The sequence below is a fragment of the Variovorax sp. V93 genome, from assembly GCF_041154485.1.
GTDB lineage: Bacteria > Pseudomonadota > Gammaproteobacteria > Burkholderiales > Burkholderiaceae_C > Variovorax > Variovorax beijingensis_A.
In genome coordinates this window covers 3697701-3719778 of record NZ_AP028669.1, presented here as the reverse complement: position 1 = coordinate 3719778, position 22078 = coordinate 3697701, and the positions used below count along the sequence as shown (strand labels likewise).

Here is a 22078-nt window from a genome sequence, read left to right as displayed (position 1 = left end):
CAGCGGCCCGGCAAAGCCGGTTCCGCGGTGTTCCTGGCCTGGGGCTGCGTGGTTTCAGCCGCCGCGGGCAAAGCGGTCGCGTGGTGAAAGACCCGGAAGAATGAATGAAGCTGCCATGAAACACCGACAACGCATCCTTTCGCATCTGCCCGGCAGGCTGTCCGCCCTGGCCTTGGCTGCTGTGCTGGCCGGCTGCGCCGTAGGGCCCGCCTACGAAGTACCAACCTCGGCCGCACCCGCCGGCTGGAAAGAGCAGAGGACCGCCGAGGGCTGGCTCCCCGCCGCGCCGGCCGATGCGCTGGACCGCGGCGAATGGTGGAAGCTCTTCGGCGACGCCACGCTCGACGAACTGGCCGCCCGCGTGCAGGTGTCGAACCAGAACATCGCCGCGGCCGTGGCCAACTATGCGCAGGCCCAGGCGCTGGTGCGGGGCGAGCGCGCCGCGCTGTTTCCCACGGTGTCGCTCGACGGCAGCGGCCGGCGCAGCGGCAACGTCGGCGGCACCAGCAATGCGTCCAATGCCTTTTCGGCGACGCTGGGCGTCGACTGGGCGCCCGATGTGTGGGGGCGTCTGCGGCAGGCCGTGAGCAGCGCGCAGGCCAATGCACAGGCCAGCGAGGCCGACCTGGCGTCGGCGCGGCTGTCGGCCGTCGGCGACCTGGCCACCAACTACTTTTCGCTGCGCGAGGCCGATGCCGAGATCGTGCTGCTCGACCAGACCATCGAGGGCTACCAGCGCGCCTTCGAGATCACGAGCAACCGCTACAAGGCCGGCATTGCCGCGCAGACCGACGTGCTGCAGGCGCAGACCCAACTCGTGAGCGCACAGGCCGAACGCGTGGGCCTGCAGCGCACCCGGGCCACGCTGGAGCATGCCATTGCCATGCTGGTGGGCGTGGCGCCGGCCGACTTCAGCCTGCCCGCGGCACAGTGGACGCCCACGGTGCCCGGCATTCCGACGGGCGTGCCTTCCACGCTGCTGCAGCGCCGGCCGGACATTGCGGCGGCCGAGCGCGCGGTGGCCGCGGCCAACGCGCAGATCGGCATTGCGCGTTCGGCGTACTTCCCCAACTTCGGCCTCAGCGCCTCGGTGGGCAGCAGCGCGAGCCGGGTGAAAGACCTGTTCAACGCATCCAACACGCTGTGGGCGCTGGGCCTGTCGGTGGCGCAGGTGGTGTTCGATGCGGGTGCGATCGGCGCCAGCGTCGATTCGGCCAAGGCGGCCCACGAAGCCAGCGTGGCGCGCTACCGCCAGACCGTGCTCGCCGCCTTCCAGGCGGTGGAAGACCAGCTCACCGCGGGCGCCGCGCTGGCGCAGCAGGAGGGCCTGCGGCGCGAAGCCTCGGCCGCGGCCGACAAGACCGAGCAGCAACTGCTCAACCGCTATCGCGCGGCCCAGGTGAGCTACACCGAGGTCGTCACGGCGCAGGCCGCCGCCCTCGGCGCGCGGCGCACGCTGGTGCAGCTGCAGGTGAATCGCCAGACCGCCGCGGTGGCGCTGATCCAGGCCCTGGGCGGCGGCTGGCAAGCCGGCTGGACGGGCGAAACCTTGTCGTCCGCGCCGCCGACGGCGCAGGCTGCCCCTTCTCCGCAGAGCGGAGTGAAGTAGCTGCCCGGGGAGGGGCGGCTGCCCCGTCCCCCTCAGCCCCGCTGCGCCAGGCGCGCGGGGCCGCTTCTCACGACGCGATCGCCTGCGCGCTCAATGCGCGTGGCGATCCATGCTCCCGCCGAGGTAGTCCTTGTCGGTGACAAGCACCCACAGCGCGAGCACCAGGATGGCCGCAGCCACGAGCACCGCGTTGACCATCGCCTTCTCCACGGTGGCAAAGCCGAGCACCCAGGGTGACACGGCCAGCCAGATGGCGAGCGCGCCTTCGGTCCACTCTTCCCATGCACGCGGTACCAGCGTTGCGCCCAGCGCCACGGCGCCCAGCAGGACACCCGTCGCCACTGCGCTCCACATCGCGGCTGTGACGCCCTGGAAGCCCAGGACCCAAGGCGAGATGATCAGCCACGCGCCCAGGGCGACGTTGACCGGATCTTGCCAATGCTTCACTTGCTTCATGGTCATTACCTCCTGTCGCGACACACAACCGCGACAGCGGTTGGACCGTGCCGATCCGGCGGGGTTCCGCGATGCGGCACTGCAGCATGCAATCGGATCCGATCTGTGCCTAGCCCCCGCGCGCCACCGGCGCCACCAGATAGGCGCCCGACTCGAACAATTGCGCCTCGGCCTGGTCGATGCGCCGGATCACCGGCTTGCCCGCGCGGCTCGCGAGCAACTCGACCAGTGCTTCGGTCACGGCCACGCCAGCCGCCACCGAGGGAAAGAACGAGGGGCTGTTGATCGTGAAGAGCAGCGTTTCGTCTGCCAGCAGCGACAGCGGCGAAGCCACGCTGTCGGTGATGGCCACGATGCGGCAGCCGGCGGCCCGGGCCGCCTCGGCCACCTGCAGCGCCTCGCGCGAGTAGGGCATGAAGCTGGCCACCACCAGTGCGTCGCCCTTGGCGAAGGCGCGCTGCTGCATTTCGAGCGAACCGCCCTGGCCATCGACCAGGTGCACGCTGGCGCGGAAGAGCCGGTAGACGTAGACGAACGAGAACGCGATCGGAAAGCAGGCCCTGAAACCCGCCGCATGCACCGCGGGAGCCTTCTCGATCAGCGCGCAGGCCTTTTGCAGCGCCTGCTCGCTCTGCTGGTGCGTGGCTTCCAGGTTGCGGCGCTGCACCTCGAACATCTCGGCCGTGAGGCTGCGGTCCTGCGCGCGGCCGATGAGCTGCTTGGCGCGCCCGCCGTAGGTTTCGCTGCCCAGGCCCATGTCGCCGGCAAAGGCTTCCTTGAGCTGCGGCCAGCCCGCATAGCCCAGGTGCTGCGCAAAGCGCACCAGCGTGGCGGGCGTGCTCTGCGCGCGCGTGCCCACGCTGCGCATCGAGGCGGTCACCACCTCGTTGGGATGGTCGAGCACATAGCGCGCCACCTGTTGCAGCGCGGGGCTCAGTTCGTTGAAACGCTGGCGGATCTGGTCTCTGGCGCCCATGGCGGTGTCTCTCTTCTAGCGGTCGTTGGAACGAATGTACCGGACGTGGAACGACGGAACAGTTGACGGAACAAATGTTCCAGATAACAATATCGTGGAAACGTTAGTTCCAAACACAAATCCGCCAGCCACCCGCCATGACGCACGTCTTCCACCGCCACCTTCGCCACACCCCGCCGGTTGCCGCCGGCTCCAGCGGCATGTTCATCCGCGATGCCGAAGGGCGCGAATACCTCGACGCCTCGGGCGGCGCGGCCGTGTCTTCGCTCGGCCACGCGCACCCCGAGGTGCTGGCCGCCATGCATGCGCAGCTCGACCGGCTGGCGTATGCGCACACCAGTTTCTTCACCAGCGAAGTGGCCGAGCAGCTGGCCGACGAGCTGGTCGCTTCCGCCCCCGAGGGCATGAGCCACGTGTACCTGGTGAGCGGCGGCTCCGAGGCGGTGGAGGCGGCGCTCAAGATGGCGCGGCAGTATTTCGTCGAGACCGGCCAGCCGCAGCGCACGCACTTCATCGCGCGCCGCCAGAGCTACCACGGCAACACACTGGGCGCGCTGGCCGTGGGCGGCAACGCGTGGCGGCGCGAGCCGTTCGCGCCCATCCTGGTGCCGGCCACCCATGTGGCGCCGTGCTACCCGTACCGCGAGCAGCGTGCCGATGAGAGCGCCGAGCAGTACGGCCTGCGGCTCGCGGCCGAGCTCGAAGCAGCCATCCTCGCGCAGGGCGCCGACCGCGTGATCGCCTTCTTGGCCGAAACGGTGGGCGGTGCCACGGCCGGCGTGCTCACGCCCGTACCCGGCTACTTCAAGGCGGTGCGCGCGGTGTGCGACAAATACGGCGTGCTGCTGATCCTCGACGAGGTGATGTGCGGCATGGGCCGCACGGGTTCGCTGCACGCCTGCGAGCAGGAGGGCGTGGTGCCCGACCTCATCACCATCGCCAAGGGCCTGGGCGGCGGCTACCAGCCGATCGGCGCGGTGCTCGCGCAGCGCAGGATCGTCGAGGCCATGTCGAAGGGCAGCGGCTTCTTCCAGCATGGCCACACCTACCTCGGCCATCCGATGGCCTGCGCGGCGGCGCTCGCGGTGCAGCAGGTGATCCGGCGCGACGGCCTGGTCGCCAAGGTGCGCGAAGACGGCGCAGCCTTCGGCGCGATGCTGGCCGAGGCGCTCGGCGGCCACGCGCATGTGGGCGACATCCGCGGCCGCGGCTTCTTCTGGGGCATCGAGCTGGTGGCCGACCGCGCGAGCAAGGCACCGTTCGATCCGGCGCTGAAGGTCCATGCGCTGGTCAAGAAGGACGCCATGGCGCGCGGCCTGCTGTGCTACCCGTTCGGCGGCACGGTCGATGGCCGGCAGGGCGACCACGTGCTGCTCGCGCCGCCCTTCATTGCCACGCGGCAGCAGCTGCAGGACATCGCGGCCCGCCTCGCTGCTTCGATCGATGCGGTGACGCGCGCCGCCGCGCGCTGATCCTTTCGTTGCCGATTTTCTTTCGTCTGTTTTCTTCAACGCCGTTCCGAGGAGCGCTTCCATGCCCAAGCTTCGTCTGCCGATCCCTTTCGGTGCTGCCGCTCTCGCGGTGGCCTTTGCCGCCCTGTTGCCGCACGCAGCCGCGCAGGCCCAGGAGAACGACACGCTCGCCAAGATCAAGGCGAGCGGCGCCATCACCTTCGGCTACCGCGAGTCGTCGTTCGGCTTCTCCTACCTCGACGGCAACCTGAAGCCGGTGGGCTACAGCATCGAGATCTGCAATCGCATCGTCGAGGCGGTGAAGACCGAACTCAAGCTGCCGGCGGTCGAGATCAAGTACCAGGCCGTGACCTCGGCCAACCGCATTCCGCTGGTGCAGAACGGCACGGTGGACATCGAGTGCGGCTCCACCACCAACCTGGTCGAGCGCCAGAAGCAGGTGGCGTTCTCGCCCGACATCTTCCGCTACAACGTGCGCATGCTGGTGAAGGCCGATTCGGGCATCAGGAGCATTGCCGACCTGCAGGGCAAGACGGTGGCCACCACCACGGGCACCACCTCGTTCCGCCTGCTGCGCGAGGCCGACAAGGGCCGCAACCTCGAGGTGAACAACCTGGGCGGCAAGGACCACAGCGATTCCTTCCTGCTGGTGGAAAGCGGCCGTGCGCAGGCCTTCGTTCTCGACGACATCCTGCTGGCCGGCCAGATCGCGAATGCGCGTAATCCGAAGGACTTCATCATCACCGGCGAGAGCCTGCGCACCGAGAACCAGTCGCTCATGTTCCGCAAGGACGATCCGGCCTTCAAGGCATTGGTGGACCGCGTGGTGTCGGGCATGATGAAGTCGGGCGAGATGGAAAAGCTCTACAACAAGTGGTTCATGTCGCCGATTCCGCCCAAGGGCATCAACATCAACTACCCGCTCAATGCCGAGACGAAGGAGGCCTTTGCCAACCCCTCGTCCAAGGGCATCTGACCAATCCTGCCGCATGACCCGCATCGCCCTGATCCACGCCCTCTCGCACTCGGTTGCGCCCATCAACGCCGCCTTCGAGCGCGACTGGCCCGAGGCGGTGCGCATGAACCTGCTGGACGACAGCCTCTCGGCCGACCTCGCGCGCGGCGGCCGCGGGCTCGACGCGGCGATGCATACGCGCTTTCAGCAACTCGCGCAGTACGCGGTCGACACGGGTGCCGGAGGCATCCTCTTCACCTGCTCGGCCTTCGGGCCCTGCATCGAGGTGGTGGCGCGGCGGCATGCGGGCATGCCGGTGCTCAAGCCCAACGAGGCGATGGTGGCGGAGGCCGCGCAAGGGCAGGGCCGCCTCGGGCTCATCGCCACCTTCGCGGCCACGCTGGTATCGATGCCGCCGGAGTTTCCGGCCGGCACCGCACTCGAGCCCGTGCTGGCCGAAGGCGCGCTCGACGCGCTGAACGCCGGCGACACGCAGCGGCACGACGCGCTGATCGCCGCCCAGGCAGTGGCGCTGCGCGAGCGCGGCTGCACGCGCATTGCGCTCGCGCAGTTCAGCATGGCGCGCGCGCGCGCCGCCTGCGAAGAGGCCAGCGGCCTGCCGGTTCTCACCACCGTCGACAGTGCGGTGCGGGCCCTGCGGCTGCGCACGAATCAAGCTGCGCGATAAAGCCCGCAGATGCCAGGGGCCAGCTGAACCTGGCCTGACTCGATGCCTCGCCATAATTGGTGCTCTTTAAAGGAGTAAGCGTGGACATCGTTTTGCTGGTGAAGGCCGCCGTCATGGGCATCGTCGAGGGGCTGACCGAGTTTCTGCCCATCTCGTCGACGGGACATCTGATTCTTGCGGGCTCGCTGCTCGGTTTCGACGACGACAAGGCGAAGGTGTTCGACATTGCCATCCAGACCGGTGCGATCTTCGCGGTGATCCTGGTGTACTGGCAGAAGATCCACTCCACCGTGGTGGCGCTGCCGAGGCAGCCCAAGGCAAGGCGCCTCGCGCTCAACGTGGTCATCGGGTTTCTCCCCGCCGTGGTGCTTGGGCTGGTGTTCGGCAAGATGATCAAGGCGCACCTCTTCACCCCGGTGGTCGTGGCCAGCACCTTCATCATCGGCGGCTTCATCATCCTGTGGGCCGAGAAGCGGCCACCGGGTTCGGTGCGCATCGAGCATGTCGACGACATGACGATGTGGGACGCGCTCAAGGTCGGCCTGGTGCAGTGCTTCGCGATGATTCCGGGCACCAGCCGCAGCGGCTCGACCATCATCGGCGGCATGCTGCTCGGCCTGTCGCGCCAGGCGGCCACCGACTTTTCGTTCTTCCTGGCCATCCCGACGCTGATCGGCGCCGGTGCCTACAGCCTCTACAAGGAACGCGCGCTGCTGTCGGTGGCCGACATTCCGCTGTTCGCCGTGGGGCTGGTGTTTTCCTTCATCAGCGCCTGGCTCTGCGTGCGCTGGCTGCTGAAGTACATCAGCACGCACGATTTCATTCCCTTTGCCTGGTACCGCATCGCCTTCGGCATCGTGGTGCTGGCCACGGCCTGGACCGGCACGGTGGTCTGGGCGGAATAGGAACAGGCGCAGCGGCTGTCCCGGCGCTCAGGCGCCGTTCCCGTGCCCCAGGATGGCGCTCGCGGCGCGGGCCTCCTGGCGCACCGCGGCGGCGATCGGGCCATCGATGGCGGGGTCGAAGCCGCCTGTCGCACCCAAGGCCGTCAGCACCGCGCACACGCGGCCGGCATAGTCGTAGACCGGCGCCGCCACGGCGCTGATGCCGCGCAGGTAGGTGTCTTTCACGCTCGCGCAGCGCGCCTTCTGCACGTCGCGCCGCAGCTGGCCGATGGGGTCCTTCGCGTCCAGCGTGGCCCGCATGTCTTCCGGTGATTCCGCCAGTTCCTGCTCGGCGAGCGCCAGCACCCGCGACTCGTCGAGCAGGCCCAGGAACGCGCGTCCGGTGGCCGACCAGAGCATCGACATCACCGAGCCCGCGCGCACGTTCACCGTGACCGGCAGGCCCGGTTCCTCGAAGCGCACGATGGTCGGCCCCTTGTTGCCCATGACCGCGACGAAGCAGGTCACTTCGAGCGATTCGCGCAGCCGGACCAGGCTGGGCTCGGCCGCGCGGATCGGGTCGGCCTGGCGCATGGCGGCCAAGCCGATCTGGATGGCTTCCGTGCCCAGGTAGTAGTGCTGCGAGACGGCGTCCTGCAGCACCAGGCCTTCCTCCATCAGGCTGGCAAGGTAGCGGTGTACCTTGGCCGGGCTTTCGCCGACGTGGGCCGACAGGGCCGTCAGGCTGCTGCGGCCGCCCAGGTGGGCCAGGCCCTTGAGCACCGCCATGCCGGTTTCGGCCGATTGCACGCGCTGGCGGCGTTCGCGGGTTGCGGGGGAAAGAGGGGGGAGCTCCGGAGCTTGGGTCATGTGGGCTTCATGTTAGGCGCTGGGAGCGGGCGTCCAGGAGCCGCCCAGGTTCAGGGTTGTCCCTTGAACCATGATTACGCAATGCGTATGATACTTACGCAATACGAAATCATGTCGGAGACATCCATGAAAAACCGCCTTGCTCGGTGCCTTGCCGTTCTTTCCCTTGCTGCCGCGGCAAGCGCCAGCGCCCAGACCTTTCCCGCCAAGCCGATCCGCTGGCTCGTTCCGTACGCGGCCGGCGGCGGCTCCGACTTTCTCGCGCGCACGGTCGCGCAGACGCTCTCCGCCCAGGTGGGGCAGCCGGTGCTGGTGGACAACAAGCCCGGCGGCAACACCGCGCTGGCTGCGGCCGAGACGGCGCGCGCGCCGGCCGACGGCTACACGGTGCTGTCGGCCGACAACGGCACGCTGGTGTTCAACCCGGCGCTCTACAAGTCGCTCTCGTACAGCCCGACCAAGGACCTGGCCCCCGTCACGCTGATGGGCAAGTTCCCGATGATCCTGGTCGCCGGCGCCAATTCCGGCATTGCCACGGCCAAGGATTTCATCGCCAGGGCCAAGGCCAAGCCTGGCGACCTGAGCTACGCCTCGGCCGGCGCCGGCAGCCCGCATCACCTGGCGATGGAACTGCTCAAGGTGGAGGCCGGCCTCTTCATGGTCCACGTGCCGTACCGCGGCGCGGCGCCTGCGCTGGCCGATGTGGTGGGCGGGCAGCTGCCGGCCATGATGGTCGACCTGGCGGCCGGCGCGGGCTTCATCAAGGGCGGCAAGGTCCGCGCTCTGGCGGTGGCCAACCCGACGCGGCTGCCGCAGCTGCCCGACGTGCCCACTTTCGCCGAGCTCGGCTACAGGAACGTCGAGGCCGCCGCGCTGGTCGGCGTGGTGGTGCCCTCGGCCACGCCGCCGGAGGTGGTGAACACGCTCAACCGCCAGCTGGTGGCCGCGATCAACGAACCCTCGGTGCGCACGCGCATGACCGACTTCGGCGTGGAGCCCGTGGGCAGCACGCCCGCGCAGTACGCCGCGCTGCTCAAGAGCGAGACCGTGCGCTGGCACAAGCTCATCCGGGACCTGAAGATCACCCTCGACTGAGCCCGCCGCCATGTCCGCCGACACCGCCTTGCCTCCACGCACCTCCGGCTGTCCCGTCGCGCACGGGCCGCTGTCTTCCGAGCGCACGCCCACCGGCTGTCCCGTCAGCGCGCGCGCGGCCGAGTTCGACCCCTTCGAGGACGGCTACCAGCAGGACCCGCCCGAATACGTGCGCTGGGCGCGCGAGAAGGAGCCGATCTTCTTCAGCCCCAGGCTCGGCTACTGGGTGATCACGCGCTACGACGACATCAAGGCGGTGTTCCGCGACAACATCACTTTCAGCCCCTCGAACGCGCTGGAGAAGATCACGCCCACGAGCGACGAGGCCAATGCCGTGCTCGCCTCCTACGGCTTTGCTTTGAACCGCACGCTGGTGAACGAGGACGAGCCCGCTCACATGCCGCGCCGCCGCGCGCTGATGGATCCGTTCACGCCCGAGGCGCTCAAGCACCACGAGCCGATGGTGCGCGAGCTGGCGCGCAGCTATGTCGACCGCTTCATCGACGACGGCCGCGCCGATCTCGTCGACCAGATGCTGTGGGAAATTCCACTGACCGTGGCGCTGCATTTCCTTGGCGTGCCCGAGGAAGACATGGATACGCTGCGCAAGTATTCGATTGCGCACACCGTCAACACCTGGGGCCGGCCGAAGCCCGAAGAGCAGGTGGCCGTGGCGCATGCGGTCGGCAACTTCTGGCAGTACGCCGGCAAGGTGCTCGAGAAGATGCGCCAGGACCCCGACGCGCCCGGCTGGATGCAATACGGCATCCGCAAGCAGAAGCTGCACCCCGAGGTGGTGACCGATTCGTACCTGCACTCGATGATGATGGCCGGCATCGTGGCCGCGCACGAGACCACCGCCAACGCCACCGCCAACGCGGTCAAGCTGCTGCTGCAGCATCCGCAGGTGTGGCGGGAACTGTGCGAAGACCCGGGCCTCATTCCCAACGCGGTGGAAGAGTGCCTGCGCCACAACGGCTCGGTGGCCGCCTGGCGGCGCCTCGTCACCAGGGACACGCAGGTGGGCGGCGTCGATTTGCCGGCCGGCTCGCGGCTCCTGATCGTCACCTCGTCGGCCAACCACGACGAGGCGCATTTCGCGGATGCCGACCTGTTCGACATCCGCCGCGACAACGCCAGCGACCACCTGACCTTCGGCTATGGCTCGCACCAGTGCATGGGCAAGAACCTCGCGCGCATGGAGATGCAGATCTTCCTCGAGGAGTTCACGCGGCGGCTGCCGCACATGCGCCTTGCCGAGCAGCGCTTCAGCTACGTGCCGAACACCTCGTTCCGCGGGCCCGAGCACCTGTGGGTCGAATGGGACCCTGCGGCCAATCCGGAGCGCGCGAACCCCGCGCTGCGCGAGGTGCAGGTGCCGGTGCGCATCGGCGAGCCCTCGCGGCACGCGATCGCGCGGCCGGTGGTGGTGGAGCGCGTGACGCCGGTGGCCGAGGGCATCGTGAAGCTGCGGCTCGTGTCGCCGGACGGCAAGCCGCTGCCGCGCTGGACCGCGGGTTCGCACATCGACGTGGAATGCGGCTCGCCCGAGCTGTCGCGCCAGTATTCGCTGTGCGGCGATCCCGACGAAGCCGGCGTGCTGGAGATCGCGGTGCTGCACGAGCCCGGGGGGCGCGGCGGCTCGGCCTGGGTGCACACGCAGGTGCAGGCCGGCGACCGGCTGCGCATCCGCGGGCCGCGCAACCACTTCCGGCTCGACGAGTCGCTCCGGAAGGCGATCTTCATTGCGGGCGGCATCGGCATCACGCCCGTGAGCGCCATGGCGCGCCGCGCGAAGGCGCTCGGCATGGACTACGAACTGCACTACAGCGGCCGCAGCCGCAGGGGCATGGCCTTCCTGGACGAGCTCGCGGCGCTGCACGGCGAGCGGCTGCATGTCCATGCGAGCGACGAAGGACGGCGCTGCGATCTGCGCGCGCTGCTCGCCGAGCCGGTGGCCGGTGCGCAGGTCTATGCCTGCGGCCCGCTGCGCATGCTCGAGGCGCTCGAAGACTGCTGCGCCGCCTGGCCCGAGGGTGCCTTGCGCGTCGAGCATTTCGAGTCGACGCTCGCCACGCTCGATCCGTCGAAGGAGCATGCGTTCGAAGTCGAGCTGAAGGATTCCGGCCTGGTGGTCACCGTGCCGCCCGACCAGACCCTGCTGTCGGCGTTGCGCGCCGCCAACGTCGATGTGCAGAGCGATTGCGAAGAGGGCCTGTGCGGCTCGTGCGAAGTGCGGGTGCTGTCCGGCAAGGTCGATCACCGCGACGTGGTGCTGACCCGCCCGGAACGCGAGGCCCACAACAAGATGATGGCCTGCTGCTCGCGCGCCTGCGAAGGCCGGCTGGTGCTCGAACTCTAGGGTTGGTCAGCGCGCCTAGGCGTGCCCGCCGGCCATGTGCGCCGTCTCGGCGCGCGAGCCGAGTGCCAGCTTTCTGTAGATGCCCTTGATGCGGCATTCCACCGCCAGCCGGGGCATCGCCAGCGCTTCGGCGACGTCGCGATGGCCGAGCCCCTGCACCACGAGTTCAAGCGTCTTGCGCTCCTGCGGCGTCAGCGCCGCGTCGGGAACCGACCCCGGATCGGCCGCGTGCCCCGCATGCCAGGCAAGCACGCGGCGCGCAATGGCCGGATCGATGGTGGCGCCGCCCTGCTCGATGCTGCGCAGGCCGATGCTCAGTTCGAGGTCGTCGCGCTCCTTCAGGAGATAGGCTACCGCGCCGGCGCGAAGCGCGGAAAAAATGGCTTCTTCGCTGCGGGAGGCGGAAATGGCCACGGCCGGCACCTGCGGATGGTGGGCCTGCAGCCACTCGACGAGCTCGACCGCTTCGTCACCGGGCAGGCCGATGTCCACCAGCACCACGCCGAAGCTCGGCTTTTCCAGCAGATGCATGGCCATCTCGGCATCGTCGGCCCAGATGATCTGCGGCTCGTCGCATCCGAGCGTAGGCAGGATGTAGCGCAGACGTTCTTGCATCGCCGTGTCGTTTTCGACCACGAGCACCGAGCTCAGCGAGACGGTTTCGACGGCTTCCGAGGAGAACATTTGGGCGGCATTCTGAGGCTGTGGCCGAGAAACTGGGACGTTTCGACTTATTTTCCATGAATGTTGCCTTAGTTCACATCTGTGGCGCCTCGTTTGTCCATGCGGTGGTCAGGGCTTTGCGACAGCGAGTGCTGAGGCCGACGCCGCTGGTGCGCGGTTCGAAGGCAAGGCTGCGGTCGAGGCTTCTTCATCTACCAGTTCTCCGGGATGGTCTTGCCGAAAACAAAAAGACACACTTTCCACGTTTTGTTCTAACTGTTCACGGGGAAAAGTCCATGGCCAACCAGACGACGGCAAAACAGCAGCAGTTCGCACGCAGGCTCGGACGGCTGCTGCCGATGACCCTGCTTCTTGCGGGAAGCGCACACGCCGCCGGTTATGCAGCCGGCGATGCGGGCAACCCAGGCCCTATTCGGCCAGGCTGGTCATCGAGCAGCGGCGGCAGCGCGGCCGTGGCCACCGCAGATGGCGCCACCGCAATCGGTGCGGGTGGAGATGGCAGCAACGGAACTGCCGGCGGCATCGGCGGAACCGGCGGCGCGGGAGCCAGCGCAACCGCCAATGGCTCGACGGCCATTGGAGGCGGTGGAACCGCTGGGCAGGGCTTTGCAGGAGGCACCGGCGGAGCTGGCGGCAGCGGCGCCCGGGCTTCGGCAAGCGGGGCTATCGCGCTGGGGGCGGGAGGCGCGGGCCCGGAAGGCTGCTGCGGCTACCCCGGCCATGCAGGTGGCAGCGGCGCGCAGGCCACGGGCAACGCGGCGGTCGCCATCGGAAGCGCCTCGGGCACCCAGCAGGGCGCCGTGGCGTCCGGCAGCGGCAGCACGGCGATCGGTGGCGCCAACGATGGCGTCTCGGGCGCGGCGGCGCTTGCAACGGGCGGCGTGGCCATCGGCTCTGGCAGCCAGGTCGCAGGCGGCGCGACCGGAAGCGTGGCCATCGGCGCGAACTCCTCTGCCACGGCGCCCAACACGGTCTCTTTCGGATCGACCGGCCAGACGCGCGGCCTGGTCAACGTCAGCGCCGGATCAGTGACCGCCACGAGCACCGATGTCGTCAACGGCAGCCAGCTGTACACCGTGCAGCAAGCCGCCAATGCGGCTTCCAACGCAGCGGACACCGCGCAGGCCACCGCCAGTGCCGCAACGGGCACGGCGGTTCTTGCCCAGACTGCGGCGGCGGCGGCCCAGGGCACGGCGAGCACCGCGCTTGCCAATGCGGCCACGGCACAGGCCACGGCCAATGGCGTCCAGAGTACGGCGAACACTGCCCTTGCCAATGCAGCCACTGCGCAAACCACGGCCAACGGCGCCCAAACCGCGGCAGCGGCCGCCCAGGGCACGGCCAACACCGCCTTGGGCGTGGCGAACAATTCGGTCCAGTACGGTCCGGGTGGCACGACTGTCAGCCTGAATGCCAACGGCGGCGCGGGAACCACGCTTGGCAACGTCCGAGCCGGCACGGCCGCGACGGATGCCGCTAACGTCGGTCAGGTCCAGCAGGCGGAGCAGGGTGCCGTCGCGGCCTCCAACAGCTTCACGGTGCAGCAGGTGACGGCCTTGCAGAGCGTGATGAACCAGGCCCTTGCCAACGGCCTGTGCAGCTTCAGCGGGGGCAGCGTGACCTGCGGCACGGGCAGCAAGGCCACCGGTGCGGGTGCCACGGCGCTGGGCACCAATGCCACGGCCAATGGCGACAGCACCACCGCGGTGGGCAGCGGCGCCGAGGCCCGCCATGCCGGCTCGGTGGCCATCGGCGCCGGCGCCAGGGCCCTGGCCGATCCCACCACCGCCGTCGGCAACAACGCGGTGGCCACCGGCAACAACGGGGTGGCGCTGGGTGCCAACACGCTGGCCGCGGGCAGCAATGCGGTCGCGCTGGGCCAGGGCTCGGTGGCGGATCGCGACAACACCGTGTCGGTGGGTAACGCGGCCACCGGACAGCTGCGTGGCATTGCGAACGTCGCGCCTGGGTTGCTGGGCACCGATGCGGTCAACGTGAACCAACTGCAGCAGGCGGTGAGCAACGCGACCAGCCAGGCGAACGCCTTTGCCGCAAAGGGCGTGGCATCGGCATTGGCCATGCCGTCGATGCCGACCCTGCCGGCGGGCAAGAAATGGATGGGGGCGGCCGTGGGCGGCTACGCCGGCGCATCGGCCATCGGCTTTGCTTTCGGCTATCAGGTCAGCGACAACCTGAACCTGGGGCTGGGGGTCTCCACCGCCACCAGCAGCGGCAGCAGCAACCGCATTGCCGCCCGCGTGCAGGCCGGCTATTCTTGGTGAGGTGCGCCGCGAAGACCAGGCGCGCCTGTGTTGCCGCTGCCGATCAGCCCATCAGGTTGCGCAGCGCCGCCTCGACCGCCGCCGCTGTGGCCAGCGGCTTTTCCATGGGAAACAGGTGCGTGCCGTCGAGCATGGCGATGCGTCCCCTGGTGACCTTCTGGGTCATCGCCATGCCCACCTGCTTCATCTCCGCGGACTGGCGCCCGCCGATGAAGGCCGCCTTGCACTTGAGCGGATGGCGGCGCAGCAGCGCGCCCAGGTTGTGGGGCAGGGTGTTGTAGATGGCCGTTTCCACGTCGCGGTCGAAACTCAGTTCGCGCATGTCTTCGCTCGCGAAGGTGCCGTGGTCGATGTAGTCGTGCAGCACCTGCTCGTCCCACCTGGCAAAGGCCTTCTTGCTGCGGAAGTGCTCGAACACCGCTTCGCGGTGCGCCCAGCTGTTCCTGCGCTTGCGGCTGATGGCGCCGGGCGAAATGCTCTTCATGAGCGGTGTGCGCTTGACGACATTGAGCGTGTTCGCGCGCCAGCCGCTGAGAACCGGCGAGTCGAGCAGCACCACGCCGCAAGCGAGCGCCGGATGCAGCGCCGCGCACATCAGGCTCAGGATTCCGCCCAGCGAATGGCCGACCAGGAACACCGGGCCGCCGGCGCGGTCGGCGCGCTGCTGTGCGAAGTCGGCCAGCTGCTGCACCAGGTGCGGCCAGTTGTCGGTGACGGGGTACTTCGGGTCGTGCCCGAATTTCTCGATGGCATCGACCTCGAAGCCGCGGCTGCGCAGGCTGTCGAGGACGACGCGGTAGGTGCTCGCAGGAAAGCTGTTGCCGTGCGAGAACACGACGGGAGGCATCGGCATGGCCGCGGTCGGCTTCAGATCAGTTTTTCGTCGGGCGTCGAGATCTTGCGCAGCGGGCTGTGCCGCGTGGCCGGCATCTTCAGCGGATGCTCGGTGGCGGAGTCGTCCCACACCGGATCCTCGATGCTGTCGAACACCTCGCGCAGCTTCTGGCCCCAGCTGTTGTGCATCATGCGGTAGTAGGGGTTGTCGGCGTCGATGCAGATCACGCGGTCGGTCTCGAGCTTGTTGGCCTCGTACACCACCAGGTCGAGCGGCAGTCCCACCGACAGGTTCGACTTCATGGTCGAGTCCATCGACACCAGGGCGCACTTGGCGGCTTCGTCGAGCGGGGTCTCGGGCGTGAGCACGCGGTCGAGCACCGGCTTGCCGTACTTGGATTCGCCCACCTGGAAGTAGGGCGTCTCGGTGGTGGCCTCGATGAAGTTGCCGGCCGCATAGACCAGGAACAGGCGCATGCCTTCGCCCTTGACCTGGCCGCCGAAGATGAAGGACACGTTGAAGTCCAGCCCCGCATGCTTGAGCGCCTCGGCGTCGCGGTCATACACGTGGCGCACCGCCGAGCCGAGCACGCGCGCGGCGTCGAACATGCTCTTGGCGTTCCAGATGGTGATGGGGTCGCCCTGCGAGCCGTCTTCGCGTGTTTCGCGCAGCTCCTCGATCTGCAGGATTTCGCGCACCGACTGCGAGATGCTCAGGTTGCCCGAGGACAGCAGCACCATGACGCGGTCGCCCGGCTGCTCGTAGACGATCATCTTGCGGAAGGTGCTGATGTGGTCCACGCCCGCATTGGTGCGCGAGTCGGAAAGAAACACCAGGCCGGCGTTGAGTTTGATGCCTACGCAATAAGTCATTTTTTCATCTCGCACGAAGGATGCCCGCTACGCAGCGCTGCGTTCGCGCGTGTTCAGTTTTTGTAAGGCATAGAGCGCGTCGAGCGCCTCCCGTGGCGTCATCGCATCGGGGTCGAGCGCGGCCAGGGCGGATTCTACGGCGCTGGCCATGGGCGTTTCAGCCGCCGGGGGCGGGGCGAACAGGTCGACCTGCGCCCGCGTCTGGGCATGCTGCGACTCCAGCGCCTCGAGCGCCTGCCGCGCATGGTTGACCACCGCGGCCGGCATGCCCGCGAGCCGCGCCACCTGGATGCCGTAGCTCTTGCTGGCCGGACCGGGCTGCATTTCGTGCAAAAACACGATGTCGCGCCCCGCCTCGGTGGCGCTCACGTGCATGTTCACGGCGCAGTGGTGCGTGGCCGGGAATTCGGTCAGCTCGAAGTAATGGGTGGCAAACAGCGTGAAGGCCTTGCTGCGGTCGTGCAGCTGGGCCGCGATGCCCGCGGCCAGCGCCAGCCCGTCGAAGGTGCTGGTGCCGCGGCCGATCTCGTCCATCAGCACCAGCGACTGGGCGGTGGCGCTGTGCAAGATTTGCGCGGCCTCGGTCATCTCGAGCATGAAGGTCGACTGCGCGTTGGCCAGGTCGTCCGCGGCGCCGATGCGGGTGTGGATGGCGTCGATCGGCCCGAGCCGGCAGGCCGCCGCCGGCACGTGCGAGCCGATGGACGCCAGCAGCACGATGATCGCCACCTGCCGCATGTAGGTCGACTTGCCGCCCATGTTGGGGCCGGTGATCACCTGCATGCGCTGCTGCGGCCCGAGCTGCGTGTCGTTGGCGATGAAGCCGCCCGACGATTTTTCGGCCAGCCGCGCCTCCACCACGGGATGGCGGCCTTGCTGGATCTCGATGCACGGATGCGAGACGAAGCTCGGCGCGCGCCAGTGCAGCGTGTGCGAGCGCTCGGCCAGCGCGCACAGCGCGTCGAGCGTGGCAATGGCGCCGGCCAGCTGCGTGAGCGCCGGCACCGAGGGCTGCAGCGCATCGAGCAATTGCTCGTAGAGCCACTTCTCGCGAGCCAGCGCGCGGTCTTGCGCGCTCAGTGCCTTGTCCTCGAAGGCCTTGAGTTCGGGCGTGATGAAGCGCTCGGCGTTCTTCAGCGTCTGGCGTCGGCGGTAGTTGTCGGGCACCTTCGAGAGCGCGCTTTGCGTGACCTCGATGTAGAAGCCGTGCACGCGGTTGAACTGCACCCGCAGGTTGGAAATGCCGGTGCGCTCGCGTTCGCTGACTTCGAGCTTCAGCAAAAAATCGTCGCAGTTCTCGCTGATGGCGCGCAGCTCGTCGAGCTCGGCGTCGTGGCCGGTGGCGATCACGCCGCCGTCGCGCACCAGCGCCGACGGGTCGGGCTTGATCGCGCTCGCCAGCAGGTCGGCACAGCCCGGCGGCGGCGCGAGCCGTTCGATGATGCGGCCCAGCAGCTCGCCAGAGGCCGGAAGCGCCGGTGCCAGCTGCTCGGCCTTCGCGAGCGCGAGGCGCAGTGCCAGCAGCTCGCGCGGACGCACCTGCCGGAGCGCGATGCGCGCCGCGATGCGTTCCACGTCGCTGGTGTTCTTGAGCTGCTCGCGCAGGGCGCGCCAGGGCGCGGCCGTGCCGCCCAGCACGGTGGACTGGAGCGCGGCAATGGCTTCGAGCCGGGCCTGCGCCTCGCTGCGGTCGCGCCGCGGCGACAGCAGCCAGCGCTTGAGCAGCCGGCTGCCCATGCCCGTCATGCAGGTGTCGAGCAGCGAGAACAGCGTGGGTGCGTCTTCGCCTCGCAGCGTTTGAACCAGCTCCAGGTTGCGCCGCGTGGTGGGCGGCAGTTCGATCAGGTCGCCATCGCGTTCCACCGACAGGCGCTGCACGTGGGAGAGCGCGCGGCCCTGCGTGTGCTCGGCATAGCCCAGCAGCGCAGCCGCGGCGGCATGCGCATTGGCGAGCGATTCGGCATTCCAGGCCGCGAGGCTGTTGCTGCCCATCTGCTCGCTGAGCTTGCGTTCGCCCAGGCCGCCGTCGAACTGCCATGCGGGCCGGATCGAGAGCGTGAAGGGCGTGGACGCACGCGCGGCCTTCAGGCGCTGCTCGAAGGCCGGCGTCACCTCGGCGCTGTAGAGCAGTTCGCTCGGCGCGATGCGCGCGATCCAGGCTTCGAGCGCATCGGCCGGGCATTCGGCCAGCCGCAACTCGGCGCCGGTCACGCTGAGCCAGGCCAGGCCGCAGAAGTTGCGTGTGCCCGCATGCACCGCGAGCAGCAGCGATTCGCTCTTGTCGTTCAGCAGTTCCGAATCGGTCAGCGTGCCGGGCGTGACCACCCGCACCACCTTGCGCTCGACCGGCCCCTTGCTGGCGCCGACTTCGCCCACCTGCTCGCAGATGGCCACCGATTCGCCCAGCTTGATGAGCCGCGCAAGATAGGTGTCGACCGCATGGAAGGGCACGCCGCACATCACCACCGGCTGGCCGGCCGACTGGCCGCGCTGGGTGAGCGTGATGTCGAGCAGGCGGGCGGCCTTTTCGGCGTCGGCCCAGAACAGTTCGTAGAAATCGCCCATCCGGTAGAACAGCAGTGTGTCCGGATGGTTCGCCTTGAGGCCCAGGTACTGCGCCATCATGGGCGTGTGCCCGGAGAAGTCGCTGGTGGAGGGGGAGGGTTGCGCGGTCGTCGTTTTCACTCGGACGATTATCGGGGACGGCGAACGGTCCGGCCGGGCCGGCAGCCCACCTTTAAAATCCGCCGGCGCGAACCCCGCGTGAAGAAACAAGGCGCCCATGGTCCACCCGGATGAATTCAAAGGCCCTGAAGCGGACGCGCTGCCCGACACCGCCACCGTGCCGGCAGAACTCGCTGCGCTGTACCTCTGCATGACGCCAGCACAGCTCGCCGACCTGCGCAAATCGAAACGGCCCGACGGGCGGGCAGGCCATGGCGCGTCCATCATCAGGCCGGTGGAAGGCGGCGCTGCAGCCGGACCGAAAGACGCGGTGCTCTATCAGCTCGGCACCTTGCGCGGCTTTGCGAAGGCGCACACCGCCCCAACGGCCTTCGACACCGCGTCGGATTCCGGGTTGCTGGGCTGGCTGTCCGCCAGGCTGCCTTTCTTTGCCGAGCGCGAACCGCGCATCAAGCGCGGGCGGCGCGTGCTCATCGGCGGCGCCTGGGACAGGGCGGACCCGCTGCGCGAGAAACGCTTCGCCGAGCTGGCGAAGGGCCGCATCCGATTCACATCATTGACATGCGCCGAAGCCGCCGCGAGCCTGTGGGCCGACGTGGCAAGCCATCGCGCATTCGCCGAAAAGGGCCTCGCGCTGCTCAGGAGCGAGACGCAGGCCATCGAGGCCGCGCTGGCCGACACCGGCCTGCTGCTGGCCGCGGCTTCGAATCCGGAGACGGTGGCCTGACCCGCCTCCTTCAAGACCGACCATGGACGAGTACCGATGCTGATCAACTGCGTGGCCTACGAGAACGGCGCCAAGCTCGCCGACATTCCGGTCGAGGACATCAGCGAGTACATCTCCCGGCCCGGCTGCTTCGTCTGGGTGGCGCTGAGCGACGCCACGCCGCAGGAGCTGGCCCAGATGCAGGACGAATTCAACCTGCATCCGCTGGCGGTGGAAGATGCCCACCACGGCCACCAGCGGCCCAAGGTCGAGGAATACGGCGATTCGCTCTTCGTCGTGATGCACCTGGTCGAGCCTTCTGCCGAGGGCGAGCACTGCGTGAACGTGGGCGAGGTCGACGTGTTCGTCGGCCGCAACTACGTGCTCTCGGTGCGCAACCGCAGCCAGCAGGGCTTCCTGGGCGTGCGCGAGCGCTGCGAGCGCGAGCCCGAGCTGCTGCGCAACGGCGCGGGCTTTGTGCTGTATGCGCTGATGGATGCGGTGGTCGACCGCTACTTTCCCGTCATCGACGCGCTCGAGGTGGAACTCGAATCCATCGAGCAGCAGATCTTCGCGCAGGGCGGCGCGGCGCGCGACAAGATCAAGCAGCTGTACGACCTGAAGCGCCGCAGCATGATCCTCAAGCGCGCCGTGGCGCCGCTGGTCGAGGCGGCGGGCAAGCTGCACGGCGGGCGGGTGCCGCAGATCTGCGTGACCTCGCAGGAATACTTTCGCGACGTGGCCGACCACCTGGGCCGCATCAACGGCTCGATCGACGCGATGCGCGACACCATCGGCACGGCCATTTCGGTGAACCTCTCGATGGTCACCATCGAGGAGAGCGAAGTCACCAAGCGGCTGGCGGCCTGGGCCAGCATCTTTGCGGTGTGCACCGCGTTCGCGGGCATCTGGGGCATGAACTTCGAGCACATGCCGGAGCTGAAATTCCGCTACGGCTATGCGGTGGCGCTGGCGCTGATTGCGGCCACCTGCAGCTATCTCTACTACCGGTTCAGGCGCGCCGGCTGGCTCTGAATTTTCTTTCTCCCTCCCCTTCCGGGGGAGGGCAGGGGTGGGGGCAGGCGGCGTATCAGGTATCGGCGGCCTTGCAAGCGCCGCGTGCCCCCATCCCAACCTTCCCCCGGGAGGGGAAGGAGCAATATGCCAGGGGGCTTACTCGTCGTGCGTATCGTGCGTGGCCGCCGCGCCGCGCCGCCAGTAGCCGGAGGCGCGCGTCCACTTGGGGTTGGCGCCGCGTTCGCCCACGAGATGCGCGCGCAGCGACTTCGCGATCGCCGATTCGCAGCCCATCCAGGCGTGGAAGTCGCCGGCCGGCAGTTCCATGGCCTTGAGCGTATCGAGCAGCACCGGGCTCAGGCCCGGTTCCGCGCCGTTGCGGTGCACCCACTTCAATGTGAGCTCCGCCTGCGTTTCGAACGGAACCTGGTCGGCCTCGCTGTCGACCTCGACCAGCACCACCACGCGTGCGCCGGCCGGCAGCTCGGCCAGGCGCCGCGCAATGGCGGGCAGGGCGGTGTCGTCGCCGATCAGCAGGTGCCAGTCGAACGCCGTCGGCACGATGAACGAGCCGCGCGGGCCGCCCACGCCGAGCACGTCGCCGGGCTTGGCCCGCTCGGCCCATTGCGTGGCGGGGCCGGCGTCGTGCAGCGCGAAGTCGAGTTCCAGCGTGTTGGCGCGGGGGTCGTGGCGGCGCGGCGTGTAGTCGCGCATGGCGGGCCGGCCGCCCGCGGGCCACACCGGGCCGTCCGGCCCCATGGTCGGGAGCGTGAGCTGGCCGGCCGCGTCGGGGAAAAAGATCTTTGCGTGGTCGTCGAAGCCCGGGCTCGCGAAGCCTTCGAGGTCGTCGCCCGCGAGCGTGATGCGGATCAGGTGCGGCGTCAGGCGCTGCACGGTCTGGACCGTGAGCCGGCGAAAGCGAAGCTCGTGGCGCACGCGGCGCGGCGTGCGGTCGGGCGTGATGGAGGCAGAAGTGGTTGTGAAGTCGGTCATTTCAAAGAAAGAAGTTCAGATGCGCTCTAGCTGTTGAGCGGCGCTGTCGAGCACCGCGGCGAAATCGTGGGCTTGTTGTTCGGTGAGGGGGGCGCCAGAGAGGCGCATGCGCATCGCGAGCTTCAGGTTCTCGATGGCGCGCGTGACCTGCGGCGGGCGGCCGCCGCGCGGGCCGGCGCCATCGACGCCGCCGTTCATGCGGGCCATCATGGCGTCGGCCGTGTCGCGGTTGGCGGCCAGGAATTCCCGGCCGCTCGCGGTGATGCTGTAGCGCTTGCGCCCGCCGGTGTCGGCCGTTTCCACGCTCAGGTAGCCCATCTCCTCGAGCAGCGTGAGGGTGGGGTAGACCACGCCGGGGCTCGGCGCGTAGCTGCCGCCCAGGCGGTCCTCGATGGCCTTGATGAGTTCGTAGCCGTGGGCAGGCTTGTCGGCGATGAGTTGCAGCAGCACGAAGCGCAGCCCGCCGTGGCCGAACACCCGGCTGCCGCCGCGTCCGCCGCGGCCTCCGTGCATGCGCTCGTCGCCGCCGTGGCGTCCGCGGCCGCCCGAGAGGCCGTCTTCGTGTTCGCCGCGTGGAGAGTGGCAGTGGTGATGGTGGTGGTGGCCGAAATGGAAGTGCCGCATATCGATGTCCTCT

19 protein-coding genes are annotated in these 22078 nt (G+C 68.6%); 10 read left to right on the top strand and 9 right to left on the bottom strand.

Going from position 1 to position 22078, the window contains the following annotated elements:
- Positions 1 to 115 precede the first annotated feature (115 nt).
- Positions 116 to 1609: an efflux transporter outer membrane subunit gene (locus tag ACAM54_RS17595; protein ID WP_369648409.1), complete on the top strand. Its 1494-nt coding sequence runs from the start codon at positions 116 to 118 to the stop codon at positions 1607 to 1609.
- Between the two features lie 90 nt (positions 1610 to 1699).
- Here the strand turns inward: ACAM54_RS17595 and ACAM54_RS17590 are convergent, their stop codons facing one another.
- Entirely contained in the window at positions 1700 to 2065 is a 366-nt protein-coding gene (locus ACAM54_RS17590; protein ID WP_021008268.1) for an SPW repeat protein, read from the bottom strand.
- Between the two features lie 109 nt (positions 2066 to 2174).
- Positions 2175 to 3041 (bottom strand): MurR/RpiR family transcriptional regulator, encoded by an 867-nt coding sequence (locus ACAM54_RS17585; protein ID WP_192323578.1) that lies wholly within the window; start codon positions 3039 to 3041, stop codon positions 2175 to 2177.
- Between the two features lie 137 nt (positions 3042 to 3178).
- Between ACAM54_RS17585 and ACAM54_RS17580 the strand changes: the two genes are divergently transcribed.
- From ACAM54_RS17580 to ACAM54_RS17565, 4 genes are all read left to right on the top strand, one after another.
- Positions 3179 to 4513 (top strand): aspartate aminotransferase family protein, encoded by a 1335-nt coding sequence (locus tag ACAM54_RS17580; protein ID WP_369648408.1) that lies wholly within the window; start codon positions 3179 to 3181, stop codon positions 4511 to 4513.
- Between the two features lie 61 nt (positions 4514 to 4574).
- The gene (locus tag ACAM54_RS17575; protein WP_369648407.1) at positions 4575 to 5489 is read left to right on the top strand and encodes an amino acid ABC transporter substrate-binding protein; all 915 of its coding nucleotides are present in this window, start codon (positions 4575 to 4577) and stop codon (positions 5487 to 5489) included.
- 13 nt (positions 5490 to 5502) lie between these two features.
- Positions 5503 to 6156 (top strand): aspartate/glutamate racemase family protein, encoded by a 654-nt coding sequence (locus ACAM54_RS17570; RefSeq protein ID WP_369648406.1) that lies wholly within the window; start codon positions 5503 to 5505, stop codon positions 6154 to 6156.
- A gap of 80 nt (positions 6157 to 6236) precedes the next feature.
- Positions 6237 to 7061: an undecaprenyl-diphosphate phosphatase gene (locus ACAM54_RS17565; protein WP_209535935.1), complete on the top strand. Its 825-nt coding sequence runs from the start codon at positions 6237 to 6239 to the stop codon at positions 7059 to 7061.
- 27 nt (positions 7062 to 7088) lie between these two features.
- Here ACAM54_RS17565 and ACAM54_RS17560 read toward each other — a convergent pair whose 3' ends face one another.
- On the bottom strand, positions 7089 to 7910 hold the full coding sequence (locus ACAM54_RS17560) for an IclR family transcriptional regulator (RefSeq protein ID WP_369648405.1): 822 nt from the start codon (positions 7908 to 7910) through the stop codon (positions 7089 to 7091).
- A 126-nt stretch (positions 7911 to 8036) separates the two neighbouring features.
- On the opposite strand from ACAM54_RS17560, the gene ACAM54_RS17555 reads away from it, so the two are divergent.
- On the top strand, positions 8037 to 9005 hold the full coding sequence (locus ACAM54_RS17555; protein WP_369648404.1) for a Bug family tripartite tricarboxylate transporter substrate binding protein: 969 nt from the start codon (positions 8037 to 8039) through the stop codon (positions 9003 to 9005).
- A 10-nt stretch (positions 9006 to 9015) separates the two neighbouring features.
- Positions 9016 to 11367, top strand: coding sequence for a cytochrome P450/oxidoreductase (locus tag ACAM54_RS17550; RefSeq protein ID WP_369648403.1), 2352 nt, complete (start codon positions 9016 to 9018; stop codon positions 11365 to 11367).
- Between the two features lie 15 nt (positions 11368 to 11382).
- Here the strand turns inward: ACAM54_RS17550 and ACAM54_RS17545 are convergent, their stop codons facing one another.
- Complete coding sequence (locus ACAM54_RS17545; RefSeq protein WP_369648402.1) at positions 11383 to 12051, bottom strand: response regulator; 669 nt, start codon at positions 12049 to 12051, stop codon at positions 11383 to 11385.
- Between the two features lie 275 nt (positions 12052 to 12326).
- Between ACAM54_RS17545 and ACAM54_RS17540 the strand changes: the two genes are divergently transcribed.
- Complete coding sequence (locus tag ACAM54_RS17540) at positions 12327 to 14333, top strand: YadA family autotransporter adhesin (RefSeq protein ID WP_369648401.1); 2007 nt, start codon at positions 12327 to 12329, stop codon at positions 14331 to 14333.
- 43 nt (positions 14334 to 14376) lie between these two features.
- Here ACAM54_RS17540 and ACAM54_RS17535 read toward each other — a convergent pair whose 3' ends face one another.
- From ACAM54_RS17535 to mutS, 3 genes are read right to left on the bottom strand one after another with little or no spacing between them, the layout of a single operon-like run.
- A complete protein-coding gene (locus tag ACAM54_RS17535) occupies positions 14377 to 15186 on the bottom strand; it encodes an alpha/beta fold hydrolase (protein ID WP_186454237.1) in 810 nt (269 codons plus the stop codon).
- 14 nt (positions 15187 to 15200) lie between these two features.
- On the bottom strand, positions 15201 to 16040 hold the full coding sequence (locus ACAM54_RS17530) for a proteasome-type protease (RefSeq protein WP_012748685.1): 840 nt from the start codon (positions 16038 to 16040) through the stop codon (positions 15201 to 15203).
- Between the two features lie 27 nt (positions 16041 to 16067).
- Positions 16068 to 18665: a DNA mismatch repair protein MutS gene (gene mutS / locus ACAM54_RS17525; RefSeq protein ID WP_369650996.1), complete on the bottom strand. Its 2598-nt coding sequence runs from the start codon at positions 18663 to 18665 to the stop codon at positions 16068 to 16070.
- A gap of 157 nt (positions 18666 to 18822) precedes the next feature.
- On the opposite strand from mutS, the gene ACAM54_RS17520 reads away from it, so the two are divergent.
- Positions 18823 to 19452, top strand: a complete 630-nt coding sequence (locus ACAM54_RS17520; RefSeq protein WP_369648400.1) for a hypothetical protein — start codon at positions 18823 to 18825, stop codon at positions 19450 to 19452.
- A 36-nt stretch (positions 19453 to 19488) separates the two neighbouring features.
- The gene (locus ACAM54_RS17515; RefSeq protein ID WP_369648399.1) at positions 19489 to 20466 is read left to right on the top strand and encodes a magnesium and cobalt transport protein CorA; all 978 of its coding nucleotides are present in this window, start codon (positions 19489 to 19491) and stop codon (positions 20464 to 20466) included.
- A gap of 138 nt (positions 20467 to 20604) precedes the next feature.
- Here the strand turns inward: ACAM54_RS17515 and ACAM54_RS17510 are convergent, their stop codons facing one another.
- Positions 20605 to 21441, bottom strand: coding sequence for a siderophore-interacting protein (locus tag ACAM54_RS17510; protein ID WP_369648398.1), 837 nt, complete (start codon positions 21439 to 21441; stop codon positions 20605 to 20607).
- A 15-nt stretch (positions 21442 to 21456) separates the two neighbouring features.
- A complete protein-coding gene (locus ACAM54_RS17505) occupies positions 21457 to 22065 on the bottom strand; it encodes a PadR family transcriptional regulator (RefSeq protein WP_192323569.1) in 609 nt (202 codons plus the stop codon).
- Positions 22066 to 22078 lie beyond the last annotated feature (13 nt).